Annotated in this window: 13 protein-coding genes and 1 pseudogene; 3 read left to right on the top strand and 11 right to left on the bottom strand. The window is 58.3% G+C overall.

Annotated elements, in window-relative coordinates; translation table 11 throughout:
* The first annotated feature begins 41 nt into the window (after positions 1–41).
* Both istA and istB read left to right on the top strand, forming a co-directional pair.
* Positions 42–1,541 carry an IS21 family transposase gene (istA, locus tag RLW55_RS10200; protein ID WP_414463689.1) on the top strand — a complete coding sequence of 500 codons (1,500 nt, stop codon included), beginning with the start codon at positions 42–44 and terminating at the stop codon, positions 1,539–1,541.
* The gene (gene istB, locus RLW55_RS10195) at positions 1,538–2,332 is read left to right on the top strand and encodes an IS21-like element helper ATPase IstB (RefSeq protein WP_414463690.1); all 795 of its coding nucleotides are present in this window, start codon (positions 1,538–1,540) and stop codon (positions 2,330–2,332) included. The genes istA and istB overlap by 4 nt, the downstream gene beginning before the upstream one ends.
* 84 nt (positions 2,333–2,416) lie before the next feature.
* On the opposite strand, the gene RLW55_RS10190 is transcribed toward istB, so the two are convergent.
* The 5 genes from RLW55_RS10190 to RLW55_RS10170 all read right to left on the bottom strand — a co-directional run bounded on the left by RLW55_RS10190 (position 2,417) and on the right by RLW55_RS10170 (position 6,924).
* Positions 2,417–2,590: a hypothetical protein gene (locus RLW55_RS10190; protein ID WP_414463691.1), complete on the bottom strand. Its 174-nt coding sequence runs from the start codon at positions 2,588–2,590 to the stop codon at positions 2,417–2,419.
* Positions 2,591–2,885: 295 nt separating this feature from the next.
* Positions 2,886–4,304 (bottom strand): phage terminase large subunit, encoded by a 1,419-nt coding sequence (terL, locus tag RLW55_RS10185; protein WP_414463692.1) that lies wholly within the window; start codon positions 4,302–4,304, stop codon positions 2,886–2,888.
* On the bottom strand, positions 4,297–4,716 hold the full coding sequence (locus RLW55_RS10180; protein WP_414463693.1) for a DUF5681 domain-containing protein: 420 nt from the start codon (positions 4,714–4,716) through the stop codon (positions 4,297–4,299). Before RLW55_RS10180 ends, terL begins: the two co-directional genes overlap by 8 nt.
* Positions 4,709–6,163, bottom strand: a complete 1,455-nt coding sequence (locus RLW55_RS10175) for a DNA methyltransferase (RefSeq protein WP_414463694.1) — start codon at positions 6,161–6,163, stop codon at positions 4,709–4,711. The genes RLW55_RS10180 and RLW55_RS10175 overlap by 8 nt, the downstream gene beginning before the upstream one ends.
* Before the next feature lie 230 nt (positions 6,164–6,393).
* Positions 6,394–6,924 carry a hypothetical protein gene (locus RLW55_RS10170; protein WP_414463695.1) on the bottom strand — a complete coding sequence of 177 codons (531 nt, stop codon included), beginning with the start codon at positions 6,922–6,924 and terminating at the stop codon, positions 6,394–6,396.
* A 439-nt stretch (positions 6,925–7,363) separates the two neighbouring features.
* On the opposite strand from RLW55_RS10170, the gene RLW55_RS10165 reads away from it, so the two are divergent.
* Positions 7,364–7,753: a DUF6538 domain-containing protein gene (locus tag RLW55_RS10165; protein ID WP_423416364.1), complete on the top strand. Its 390-nt coding sequence runs from the start codon at positions 7,364–7,366 to the stop codon at positions 7,751–7,753.
* A 223-nt stretch (positions 7,754–7,976) separates the two neighbouring features.
* Here the strand turns inward: RLW55_RS10165 and RLW55_RS10160 are convergent, their stop codons facing one another.
* From RLW55_RS10160 to RLW55_RS10135, 6 genes and pseudogenes are all read right to left on the bottom strand, one after another.
* Positions 7,977–8,396 carry an alpha/beta hydrolase gene (locus RLW55_RS10160; protein ID WP_423416363.1) on the bottom strand — a complete coding sequence of 140 codons (420 nt, stop codon included), beginning with the start codon at positions 8,394–8,396 and terminating at the stop codon, positions 7,977–7,979.
* Positions 8,397–8,433: 37 nt separating this feature from the next.
* A pseudogene (locus RLW55_RS10155) lies at positions 8,434–8,568 on the bottom strand (alpha/beta fold hydrolase); the annotation flags it as partial.
* A gap of 249 nt (positions 8,569–8,817) precedes the next feature.
* Positions 8,818–9,777, bottom strand: a complete 960-nt coding sequence (locus tag RLW55_RS10150) for an IS5 family transposase (protein ID WP_414463669.1) — start codon at positions 9,775–9,777, stop codon at positions 8,818–8,820.
* A gap of 91 nt (positions 9,778–9,868) precedes the next feature.
* Positions 9,869–11,077: a class I SAM-dependent methyltransferase gene (locus tag RLW55_RS10145; protein WP_423416362.1), complete on the bottom strand. Its 1,209-nt coding sequence runs from the start codon at positions 11,075–11,077 to the stop codon at positions 9,869–9,871.
* Positions 11,074–11,850: a DUF1365 domain-containing protein gene (locus RLW55_RS10140; protein WP_409560858.1), complete on the bottom strand. Its 777-nt coding sequence runs from the start codon at positions 11,848–11,850 to the stop codon at positions 11,074–11,076. The genes RLW55_RS10145 and RLW55_RS10140 overlap by 4 nt, the downstream gene beginning before the upstream one ends.
* Positions 11,847–13,190: an NAD(P)/FAD-dependent oxidoreductase gene (locus tag RLW55_RS10135; protein ID WP_423416361.1), complete on the bottom strand. Its 1,344-nt coding sequence runs from the start codon at positions 13,188–13,190 to the stop codon at positions 11,847–11,849. The genes RLW55_RS10140 and RLW55_RS10135 overlap by 4 nt, the downstream gene beginning before the upstream one ends.
* Positions 13,191–13,213: the final 23 nt, after the last annotated feature.

Here is a 13,213-nt window from a genome sequence, read left to right as displayed (position 1 = left end):
GAACGAAGCCTTGTGCCTGCGTCGGCAGAGGGCGGCGGGGGATGAAGACGGTGGAGCTTTACGCACGGGTCCGTCACGCGGTGCAGATTGAGGGGATCAGCCGGCGAGCGGCAGCGGAGCGTTTTGGGATCAACGCCCGAACCGTTTCCAAGATGCTGAAGTTCTCAGTGCCGCCTGGGTATGTGCGCCAGAAGCCGCCGTTCAGGCCGAAACTCGAAGAGTTCATTGGTATCATTGATGCGATCCTGGAGGCTGACAAGGATCGGCCGAAGAAGCAGCGGCATACCTCCAAACGCATTTTCGAGCGGCTTCGCGATGAGCACGGCTTCACGGGCCGGATCACGATTGTGAAGGATTACGTGGCGGGTTGGCGCCAGCGCGGCCAAGAGATGTTCGTGCCGCTGGTGCATCCGCCGGGCCATGCCCAGGCCGACTTCGGCGAGGCGCTCGGTGTCATCGGCGGCGTCGAGCGCAAGATCCATTATCTGGCTATGGATCTGCCGCACTCTGACGCGATCTTCGTCGTGGCGTATCCGGCCGAGACGACAGAGGCGTTCTGCGACGGGCACGTCAAAGCGTTCGAGTTCTTCGGCGGCGTGCCGCAGTCGATCCTCTACGACAACACAAAGATCGCGGTCGGCCGCATTCTTGGGTGTGGCCGCCGCCAGCGCACGCGCGTGTTCAGCGAGTTACAATCGCACTACCTGTTCACGGACCGGTTCGGTCGCCCCGGAAAAGGCAACGACAAGGGCAAGGTCGAGGGACTCGTCGGTTATGCGCGGCGCAACTTCCTTGTGCCGGTTCCGGTGTTCGAGAGCTTCGAGGCGTTGAACGCGCATCTTCTGGACAAGTGCCGCAAGCGTCTGGCCGACCGGCTGCGTGGCCATGACGGCACGATCGGCGAGCGGCTGGAACGGGATCGTGCTGCATTCCAGAAGCCGCTGCCGGCGCCCTATGACGCTTGTGAGAAACGGCCAGGCAGCGTCAACTCGCTGTCGCTGGTGCGCTATCGCAGCAACGACTACTCGGTGCCGACGGCCTTCGGGCACAGACAAGTTCTGATCCGGGGCTATGTCCACGAGGTCGTCATCGCCTGCGGTGCCGAGGTGATTGCGCGACATCCCCGTTCGTATGAGCGCGAGGACTTCGTGTTCAATCCTCTGCATTATCTGGCGTTGATCGAGCAGAAGACCAATGCGCTCGACCAGGCCGCACCGTTGGCCGATTGGAAGCTGCCGAATGCGTTCGCGACCCTGCGACGGCTACTCGAAGCCCGTATGGGCAAAAAGGGAAAGCGCGAGTTCGTGCAGGTGTTGCGGCTGATGGAGATCTTCAAGATCGAAGACGTGGCCGCCGGCGTTGGCGATGCGATTGCACGCGGGGCGATCGGATACGATGCCGTGAAGCATCTGGTGCTGTGTCGTATCGAGCGGCGTCCGCCACGGCTCGACATGACGATCTATCCGTATCTGCCCAAAGCGACCGTGGCCACGACGTCGGCGCGGTCGTACATGGAGCTGTTGGCTGAGGTGGCGGCATGACCGATACACCACAGATCCTACTCGCCCACCATCTGAAGGCGCTGAAGCTGCCGACGTTCCTGCGCGAGTACGACAAGGTTGCCCGTCTGTGCGCCACCGAGGGCGTCGATCATGCGCGCTATCTGATGCGGTTGTCCGAGATGGAAATGATCGATCGCGAACGGCGCATGGTCGAGCGCCGGATCAAGGCGGCGAAGTTCCCGACCGTCAAAAGCCTCGATAGCTTCGACTTCCTGGCGCTGCCGTCGCTGAACAAAATGCTGGTTCTGGAGTTGGCGCGATCGGATTACGTCGAGCGCCGCGAGAATATTATCGCGGTCGGCAACAGTGGCACGGGCAAGAGCCACGTTGCGCTTGGGCTCGGCTTGGCGGCTTGCCAGAAGGGCCTATCCGTCGGCTTCATCACGGCGTCGGCCCTCGTCCACGAACTGCTTGAGGCACGTGATGAGAAACGCCTGTTGCGGCTGCAGCGTCAGCTGGCGGCTTATAAGCTGCTGATCATCGATGAACTCGGCTACGTGCCGTTATCGCCGACCGGCGCCGAGCTGCTGTTCGAAGTGTTCTCGCAGCGCTACGAGTGCGGCAGCACATTGGTCACCAGCAACCTGCCGTTCGACGAGTGGACATCCGTGTTCGGTTCGGAGCGCTTGACCGGGGCGCTGCTCGACCGCCTGACGCACCACGTCCACATCCTGGAGATGAACGGCGACAGCTTCAGGCTCGCCCACTCCAAGCGCCGGTCACGCCGCAACCGGGCCGACAACCCGACGGATGCCGTTCCTCATGAATGACGCGCCGCAAGCAGGAAGGCCCCCTCGAGGGGGCCTTCCTGCTTGCGCATCCCTGCTGCACTTTTACTCCGGCCAGCCGCTGCACTATCGCTCCGGCGTTGACACGCGCATGATCGCCATCGTGCCCAAGCCATCCGCGGAGCCAAGGATGATCTTGGCGCGCCATACGACTTTCGCTGGCGTGTTGCGATCCGCTACCAGGCGCTGCAGGCGCTCCCGCTCAGCCGCGCTCACCTTGAAGGATATGTTTGCTCGCATGTCCCCGAGAATGACTGATTTGCCAGGCCGTGGGAATCCTGTGTCCGGGACGGAACACTAGCTTCTGGAACGTTTCCCCGGTATCGTGCAGAATTCGTTGCTCGCCTGAGACCTCGTGATAGCGGCGCAGGAAGACGTCGACATAGCGTGGATCGAGTTCGAGGCCCCTATGTCTTTAGGGTAATTGGCAGCCATCGAGCGGTCGAGCCTGTATCAAATTACAGCGACCCGATCGGCAGAAGTCGAGGGTCGTCTTCGGCCAATGGCGAGTGCGCAATTGAGCGAAGGATGGCTGTCAAACCAGCGAACGAAGTCGGCTACGAAAGAGCGCGAAACCCGTAGAACCAAGAAATTGGACAGTCGAGTCAACCTGATCGTCGAACTTGCAATGTGGGAACTGGAAGATCTCGGCCTCATAAGTTGCCAGCCACGGCGCTTCGACAGGTAGCCAGACGAGGCCCTGCTCAAACTTCACTGTCTGCTCCTGCGCGCGCTCGACCTTACCCTTTTCAGGGTCCCGCGAGAGCAGCCACGGCTGGTTGCCCGTTTTATTGAAGTACTCGATGAGACTGATGCCGCTGGCCTTTTTCTCGACGATGACCAGCTTGGCGTTCCACTTCTCTTTCTGGACTTTGACCTGATTGACGAGGTCCACGAAGTTGGGGCGGTCGCGCCAGAGGTCGAGCAAATAATACCCGTCGGGACACTTCGCCCAGGTCGTGCAGACCGTGTAGGAGTTGGTTTCGTCACCTTGATAGGCAGTGTCCCACGATTGGATCACTGCTTCAACTTTCGCTGGACCAGGAGCTTTCTGATAGCGCTTCACCCAGGCATTCTTGAAGATATAGCCGCCCGGCGGCAACGGGCGCTGATTATACTGGGCTTCAAAATCATGCTCGCCCATGTCTTTCTTGAGCTGCTCAAGATCCTCCTTGTCGTGCCGGGAACGCTGAAGAATGTGCCCCGGGCCGAGCCACACGTTCCATCCTCCGGCGACAACGTCGTATATTTTCTTTTCGGAGTGGATCGCCGGCAGGATCAATTCTTCCCAGCCGCTTTTCGCGATGAGATGGCCCGGCAGATCCTCGGCATGAAGTCTCTGTCCGACAACAATGATCCTGCGCTTTTTCGGTTTGTCGAAGCGGCTGTGAATCGTCGAGTTGAACCAGTTGATGCAGTTCTCCCGAGCCGTCGGCGAATGCGCCTCGCTGGCCTTGAGCAAATCGTCGGCGATAAAAAAATGCGCGCCGCGGCCAGTCACCGTGCCGCCGACGGACGTTGCGAGACGATATCCCCCCGCGGTTGTGCCAACCTCGGTCTTGTTCTGCTGTTTGGGATCCAGAATCGTCCCTGGAAACAGTCGCCGATAAAAAGGAGATCGCATCAGCTTCAACGTGTCTCCGCTGAACTTCTCGGCGAGCGATGCTGCATAGGATGCGCAAACGATGCGTGTTTTAGGGTTCCTGCCGAGCAGCCACGCTGTGTAGGCGATCGAAATCAGATAGGTCTTCAGATAGCGTGGTGGAATGCAAACCAGGGCGCGGGGGACCTCGCCATCATAAACCTTCTCGAGCAACCGACAGATGATGCTGATGTGATGAGACAGCTCGAGCATTCCTCCTTCGAGCACTGGAAAGGCCCGGATCGCGAAGGAACGGAACTCGCGGCGACACAAGTCATCGACGATCCTTCGCAGCTCGAACGGGTCAGCCATCGACATCATCCTTTTTCTTGAAGACGTGAAATTTCTCGCGAAGCTCGATCCACGCATCGAGCGTCGCAAAATCCGCGGCGGACTCATCTGGCGATGGCGGCGCGGCCTCCGGCGGGTCGTACCTCTCGTCGAGCTCTTTCTGGATCTGAAAAGCCTTTAGGTTGCCTGCAGCGGCTTGCTGGGCGACCTGATGGTAGCCCAGTTCTTTCTTTGACATGGTCTTCTGTTTACCGTCCATGGTGACGGTGACTTTTTCTCCGAATGCCTCCTGGTAGAGCGTCTTCTGGTTCTTCGACCCTTTGGGTCGGCCTTTCGGGTTGGGTGATTGGCCGCCCTTCTTCCACCAGCTCTCGGGGTCGGTTTTGCCTTTGCCCCACTTCGAGGACTTCGGAGGCTTCTTCTCCTCACTCATGGCTGCCCTGCCCGTCGTCAGTACGTTGTTCGACGAGTTCCGCGAAGGTCAAACCCGTCTCGACATGCACGGCGCGATCGCCGGTCAGTCGTTCCCAGCGCCGGATCGCACGATCGACATACTTGGGATCGAGTTCGATGCAGCGGGCCTCGCGATCACAGCGCTCGCCGGCAATGATCGTCGTGCCCGACCCCGAAAATGGGTCGAGCACCACTTCGCCGACATTGGTCACGTCGACGATCGCATCAATGACAAGTTCCACAGGCTTCGGGGTCGGATGGTCGGCAAGTGCCAGCGCGGCCGACGATCCCCGCCGGTTAGCGCCCGCATAGGTCCAGACGTTGGTGCGATCTCGCCCGAAAACACCCAACGCCACATTATTTGTGGCCGGCGACTTCCCGTTGCAGAACACGGCGACAAGCTCGTGGCACGATCTGTAGAGCCCGCCCATGCCACCCGACCCTTTGTTCCAGACAGCGACATTGATGCGATCCAGGCCGGCCTCACGCCCCCCATCGAGCAAGAGTTCGATCTGACGCCAGTCCATGCAGGCGAAGAGGACAGCGCCCGGTAACAATGATGCCCGACAAAGACTGAGATACGTTCTTAGGAACTGCCGAAACTCGGCCTCGCTCTCCTTCCCCGCAAACATGACGAAGTCTTCGTGCTTGTGTTTGCCGAGACCTCCGACGAAACCTTCGATCTTGCAGTTGTAGGGCGGATCGGAAAAGGCCGCGTGCGCCGCGCTCCCGCTGAGCACACGCTTATACGACGCTTCATCAAGAGCATCACCGCAGAGCAACTGATGGCGGCCAAGACGGAACAGGTCACCGGCCCTGCTCATCGGCACAACGACAGTATCAGCCGCGCCTTCACTTTCCTCAGAATTGCGTTCGCTCGGAAGCGGCTCGAGCTTGATCTGATCGATCTCGGGCAAGGTGAAGCCGGTCGAGATCAGCTCGATCCCGTGCGACTCGATTGTGATCATCCGGTCGCGGAGTTTATCGAGGTTGTACTTGCCAATCTCACCGATGCGATTGAGCGCGAGACTGAGGGCCTCCAGCTCAAGCGGGTTGAGATGGTCGACGACCCGGCATTCGATTGTCTCGAGGCCGAGCCGGACCGCCGCTTCCCACAGGACGTGCCCTGCAACGATGGTGCCGTTCTTGTCGATCAGGATCGGGAGCACCATCCCAAACTTCATGATGGATCGGATCACGCTTTCGAGGAGCTGCGCTGTCGTCTCGCGCGTCCTATTCGCCGACGGACGGAGCGAGTTGATAGGCTTAAAGACAGTTGTGAGCGCCGGTTGCGGATCATTGCGACCTTGGCCATGGAGCGCGGCGCTGATCCGCGTCTCATCATGGTTGTTCGAGCGGCGATTCTTAGTTGCCGTCTGAAGCTGCTTTTTCAAAGCTCGTGAGTTGATCGTCTCTCTGGCTGACATGCTTAACGCTCGAAACACATTCCGAAGTGAGATGACTGACCGCTATAGCGGTTCAAAAACGTGGGCACTTTAAGTTCACACTCTGGGCTAGTTAAGTGCTATTCAGTTGGGTGGGAGCCGACGTGCCATGTCCGATCTCGCCGATCAGCACATGCCACAAGGTGTGCCGGCCCTCGTCCGTGCACTTTAATTGCACGGACGTGCCGTCGATGTCAACTGCTGCTCGCGACCTATCGTTTTCGGAGTTTCGTGAGCGCCTTGGTCAGGGCCTGCTCCTTCTCGGAAAGGCCACCGCCTGTAGCTTTGGCGCCGTGAGCCTCGAGGACGTCCCGGAAGACGTCGTATTGCTCCGGCGTTAGATGAAGGAGCACGGCATGCACCTTGGCACCTGGATCTGCCCCGTCATTATTCACGAGACGGGCAAGACCGTAGGTCGAATTTTCCTCGGCGAGCTTCAGGAGCCGCTCGCAGTTGCGAACGTTAATATGTGGTGAGATGAGACGCAGCTTGGTCCAGCCGATCCGGTTCAAGCGACGGCTATCCACCTTGAGCTCCGTGAAGGCCCGATCGATCTCGACATAATAATATGCCTTGCGCCTGGCGATGCCGAGTTGCTTCGCGATCGTAAGAAACTCGTCTGGTCTGTCGTCGAGCACCTGTCGCAGGTGGTGCGCGACGTCCATTAAGTCATCGCTCTTCAATTTCTCAACGTTCTCGAGCTTGCGCACGCGTTCCTGCTCCGAGACCAACGTGCTCTTCACCAGCGTCCTCCACCGAAGTCCTTGCAGGACATGAACCGAAAGCCGTCGTGAGTTCAACCCATGACGGCGTGGCGCTCGACGAAGTCGCCGTCAACGTCCTCGAACATAGCTTGGCCCGGCCTCAAGCGACGCCGGGCCGTAACCGCGATCCCCGTACTGGCATCCGTGCTTCACCACCCATGATTCCGTGTTTTGGTTTCATCGGCAAATTCGCGAAAGCCCTATGATATCGGGCGTTTGAAGCGATCAATCGCGCCAATTCCGTGTATTTTTGCGCATTTTCCGTGTTTTTCGGGGGTGAACACGGAAAATCCACCTAGAGACTTGTTCGCGTCAGACTGCCTGCACAGCCACGCTCAAAAGTCTCCCAGACAATCAACGCGTTAAGGCGCGGCGATGGCCCTGAAGCATGGAGTGATCAAGCGAAGGGTGGCACTGCGTGATCAGGCATACCTATCTTTCGATGAGCCGACATGGCGTCTACTACTTCCGGGTGGTGCTTCGGAAGGGCATGACGGCGCGGACGGGCCGCCGCGAAATTCGCATCTCGCTGCGAACAAAGGATTGCGCAAAGGCCAAGGTTCTTGTCGCCCGCGAAGCCCTCAGCCTGATCGAAACCCTGTCTCAGCTCCAAACCAGGGAAACCGGGGACCATGCTCGTCCCGAGCCTCATCACCCCGATCTCGCGCCTTGCGAGCAGTACAGCGATGTCGACCTAGCCGAGATGCGCGCGGCAGGGGCGACCTGGCTCCTTAACCTCGCTGAAGTTCGGCACAGCGTATTCGCACGCGGGGATCAAACGCCCTTACCGCCGCGCGCCACTCACTGATCCACCCAATCCCGGGCCGCCGTCCATCCGTTGAACCAAATCTCTCCGTTCCCAAGCCTTGAACCCGCGTCGAAATTTGCGGGCTATTCATCGAGAAATGCGCGGACTGGTGTCAGCGACGATGCTGGATCTTCCTCTTGCGGTACGTGGCCCAGATTGGGCAGGCTGACTAACTTCGCATGAGACATCGCCTTCATGTAACCGCCTGCGTTCGAAATGGGGATCAGTTTATCCTGTTGTCCCCACACACGAGCGTCGAAGCTTCTATTGATTTAAGAAAAGGCTCAGGCGGCTCCAGCTTGGTCTGTTCCAGCCGCGAGATCATGGCGCCACGTACGCCGGGCGCCAACATCAGCTCATAATAGCGATCCACCGTCGCGTTGGAGAGCCGACGCGGATAGGCATATGCCGGAGCCAAATTCGCCCTAACGAAAGCGCGACGCAGCACATATTTCATCATCCTGACGAACAACGTCACCTCAGGTACTTTTCCATATTCGTATCCTGGACTGGGAAAGCCGTCCGGGGAAATGAGTGCCAGTTTGACGATCCTGCCGGGATACCGAGCAGCAAAGCGCCATGCGAGCCTCCCGCCAATCGAATTTCCGATAAGACTTGCCCTTTGAATTGAAAGTTTGTCCATCAGGCGCGGCTAGAATAGCCATGCCGCGTTCGTCTGTATAACCGCCTGTTGGATCCGGCCCGGTTAGCCCAAATCCAGGAAGTTCATATCGAACCACGCGATACTTATCCAACAACGAGCGTGCCCAGGGTTCCCAGGTATGGAGACTGGAACCAAAGCCGTGCAGGAATATGACAGAGGGAGCGTCCCGCGGACCGCTGTCTCGGAGATGAAGCCTGATGCCGGCGACGTCCCGATAATGATCAGGCGAAATGAGATACTTCAGCTCAAGAGCGCCGTAGTGTTGGGCCTAGAGCGATAGCTAAGGAACCTCTGAATAGCACGCTCGGCCAGGGGCGGCAGTGACGTTCATCGCGCTTTTTGGGGGCGTTCGAGCAGCTGGCAGATGCCGCTACGGCGCCGTTCGGCCCGCATTCCTCGCTCAAGCAGACGCAAGTCGACTGCGAGCGAGGTAGAGATTGGCGAGCGCGAAGAGCGCGAACACCTGTGCGCCGTTCTTGGCGATGCCGCGGTAGCGCACTTTGCGATAGCCGAACTGGCATTTCAGGACACGGAAGACGTGCTCGACCTTTGCGCGCACCTTGCCGAAGCGGCGGTTCCTCGCGCGCTGGCGCTGCGTGAGATCGCGGCCGGGCTTCGCCTTCTCCTTCACCGCCCAGAGCACACCGGCGTCTTCGGCAGCGCGCTTCTTCTCCTCACTCGCGTAGCCTTTGTCGCCGTAGACCGCGGTGTCGTCCTCGCGGATCAGGTTGGCCATCACCTTCGCATCGTGAACCTTGCCCGTCGTCACGCCGGCCGTGTGCACGAGCCCGCTTTCCGCATCGACGCCGATGTGCGCCTTCATGCCGAAGTACCACTGGTTTCCCTTCTTCGACGATGACATGGCGGGATCGCGCTTCTGCTCCTTGTTCTTCGTCGAGGATGAGGCGGCGATCAGCGTCGCGTCGACGATGGTGCCGCCGCGCAGCAACTCGCCCTTGGCCGCGAGGTGCTCGGCCACGCTCTCGAAGATCGCCTTCGTCAGCTCGTGCCGTTCGAGCAGATGGCGGAAGTTGAGGATCGTCGTCTCGTCGGGGATCGCATCGCGGCCGAGTTCGAGACCGGCGAACGCGCGCATCGATTGGATGTCGTAAAGCGTCTCCTCGGCGCCAGGGTCGGAGAGGTTGTACCACTGCTGCAGGCAGTAGATGCGCAGCATCGTCGGCAGCGGGAACGGGCGGCGCCCGCCCTGCGGGCCAAGCTTGGGATAGTGCGGCTCGATCAGCGCTTCGAGCTGGGCCCACGGCACCACGGCCGACATCTCGGCCAGGAATACATCCCGCTTCGTGCGCTTCTTCTTCGCTGCAAACTCGAGCGATGCAAAGCTCAACTGGTCAGCCATCCGTTGCCCCCTCGAATCAATGACCTCAGTGTGCCATGGTCGAGTGGTTGTTCAGAGGCTCCCTAACTTAACTCTCGTAGCCAGCGCATCATCATCGAACAAATTTAAAGAGCCTCACATCGACAGAACCAACGTAAAACCCAACCTCGCAGTAGGCAAAATAATATTCCCACATGCGCTTGAACCGCTGATCAAAACCCATGCTTTCGATCCGCGGCCATGCAGACAGGAATCGCTCCCGCCACTCGGCCAGTGTCCGCGCATAACTCGTTCCAAATGCTTCTTCATGCACGAGTCTTAATCCGGCAGAAGCAGCCAGTTCGACAAGAAGTGTCCGCGTCGGCAGCATACCGCCTGGAAAGATATAGCGCTGAATGAAGTCGGGATTTCTGCGATAATGTCTATAACGCTTTTCATCGATGGTTATAGCTTGCAAGACTGCACTGCCGCCTTCCCTGAGAACGTCCCGTATTTTTGAAAAATAGGCCGGCCAGAACCGCTCCCCCACCGCTTCGATCATTTCAATCGAGACGACGCGGTCATAACATCCTACGACATCGCGGTAATCCTGAAGCCGTAAATTAGCAGCCCCTTGTCGAACGGCCCTTATTCGACCCTGGGCGTACGAAAGCTGCTCGCGAGAGAGTGTTAGGCCCGTGAAATCGCAACCTTTGCCGACGATACGCTCGGCAAGGGCGCCCCAACCACAACCGATTTCAAGAACCCGCTCGCCCCCTTTTAGACTAAGGAGATCGATTATTCTTTCTATCTTTCGCGTCTGGGCGGATTCTAATGTGTCGCCGCGCACGTACATTGCCGACGAATAGTTCATGCCCGTATCAAGCCAAGCCTGATAAAAAGAATTTCCCAGGTCATAGTGAGCAGCGATATTACGGCGACTGCCCCTTCGCGTGTTGTTGCGCCGAAGGTGGCTGACCCTGTTTTGCACGCGTGTGAACCATGAACCCGACCCAGCGCGCGCAAGCGCGGCTTCATTAAGTATTGCCCAAGCCAGTACCGCTCTAAGGTCTGGGGTCGACCACTCGGCCGCCAGATAAGCATCGGCAAACCCATGCTCTCCGTCGATCAGTACTCTCACGAGCCCCCGCCACGAGCAGACCTTGATAATGGCCTCCGGGCCCGGCGCATCACCGCGCCGGATAATCTCTCCGCCATCGGGAAGAGAAAGCTGCAATGCGCCCGCGTCAATCGGCGGAATGCGTCGAGCAATAAGCCTCGCCAAGTGCGAGCGCGTCGAAAAACTATCGCTCAAACTCAGGCGTGCTGCTGTATCGTTCATTTATATTTCCTGGATGGAATATCTCTCGCCACAGCAGTTGCGAGACCATGCTCATATATTTTAAGGCCCTTCAGATAGAGCCGCAGCGCGTGCCAGTGAATTGCAGCGATGACTTTCAATGTCAGGAATGGAAACGTTACCAGAGCCGAAAGCAACGCACGGTCTGTGAGCGGGCGTAAGGACCCGGAAAGAGAGGTCGCGATCACGAGACCCGTGCTGTCGTAGCCGCGGATCGCAACGCTAAGCCGGTTGCCGGGAGGCGTGACTTTGAACTCGTACCGCAAATCCATCCCGAGGAAAGGCGACACGTAAAACGCCTTTTCACATTGCTGATTGATCGTCTTTCCATCCCCTTCCACGGGAAGGACATAGCTGTGGCGTTCACCGAACGTGTTGTGAACTTCATAGACGATGGCTTTTAGCCGGTCGCCGACATCGTAGCAAAAGTACAGGCTCAGTGGGTTGAAGACGTATCCGAGAATTCGAGGCATCGACAGCAGAAGGATCTTGCCGTCGGCTGGAACGTCGGCTTTTCGCAGATGCTCTTGGATTTGGGCGCCAAGGGGCGTCTCTCCGCCGTCGCAATAATCTCGATCGAAAAAGCTGAGTGCGTTGAAGCGGTTTCGCGAGAACAACCGCAACGACTTTGAAATCTGATCAATTTCGCGCAGGTCGAGGAGAAGCCAGAATACGCGATAACGCAAGAGATGAAGCACCGGGCGAACGCGGCGATGCATGACAGAGCCTAAATAGAGAGCAGAGCCAACGGTCATGCCACTGCCTCGGGCGATCGCAATTTGGCGCGAATGAAGATGCGAGTGGATTCGTTTTCAACGGACCAAGGCCGCCGACAACGCGGATCGATTTGTTCGGCTACCGCCAGCCCAGCCTGCAAGCCATCTTCGTGAAAGCCATATCCAAAGTAGGAGCCACAGAACCAAAGTCGCCGCTGTCCCTGCAGAGACCATAGCGTTTTCTGCGCGACTATCGCAGCACGATCCAAGAGGGGATGTTCGTAATAGGTCTCATAATGGGCGTCACGCGGCTCGGACATCGGATTGAGGGTGAGGAAAAGCGGCCGTTCCGTCCGAAGATTCTGCAACCGGTTCATCCAATAACTGATCGTCGGTACTTCACCAACGCCTTCGCCCCTCTCGATATAATTCCAGCTTGACCAGACGGCGCGCCGCCTCGGCATGAACGAGGCATCGGAATGCAAGACGGCCCGGTTTCGGCTATATCGGAACATTCCGAGTGTGGCGCGCTCCGCGATGTTCGGGGCCACGATAAGCCCCCTCGCCTGATCAGCATGGGTCGCGACCACCACGTGATCGAAGCTATCGATGCCGCCCTGCGCATCCCGGACAAACACGGCTTGTTCGCTCGATTTGATCTGCGCAATCGACGTGCCGATACGGATGTTCTTTCGCAAGGACGACGTCAACATCGCTACATAATTTCTGCTGCCCCCCGTTACCGTGCGCCAGGGGGGCCTGTCGCTCAATTTCAGCAGTCCGTGATTATGATAGAATTGAACAAAGGTCGCCGCAGGATAATCGAGTATTGCGTGCGGCGGCGACGACCAGATCGCGCCCGCCATGGGCAAGAGATGGTCATCCCGAAAGGCCTCGCCGTATCCATTTTCCTCCAGATACCGGCCTAACGTGATAGGTCGGGCCTCGAGTATTGGAAGATCCACTGGAGCATTTTTGTAGAACCTGCGCAGATCGTACAGCATCGACCAAAATCGCCGGCTGACGATATTGCGTCGTTGCGCAAACAGGCCACGTAGGTTGGTCCCTGAATACTCAAGCCGACCGCCTCGAAGAGAAACTGCTAAAGACATCTCCGAGGGCTGCGTTGCAACGTTGAGATGCTTGAATAGTGCCGTCAAATTTGGGTAGTTCAGTTCGTTATATACGATAAATCCGGTATCAACGAACTCACCAGAGCCTGGCACAGACACGGAATTTGAGTGCCCGCCAATTCTCTCGTCTTGTTCGTATAGCGTTACAATGTGCCTCTGGCTCAGAAGCCAAGCCGCCGACAGCCCCGAAATGCCACTGCCAACAACAGCAATCCTCAGCAACGGCTCGCCAGCAGTGTGATGCATCAAAATATTTCTCGGCAGGGACT

This window comes from Hyphomicrobium sp. B1 (assembly GCF_049532635.1).
Lineage (GTDB): Bacteria > Pseudomonadota > Alphaproteobacteria > Rhizobiales > Hyphomicrobiaceae > Hyphomicrobium_B.
The sequence above is the reverse complement of the archived record's forward strand: the minus strand, read 5'-3'. Positions and strand labels throughout refer to the sequence as shown.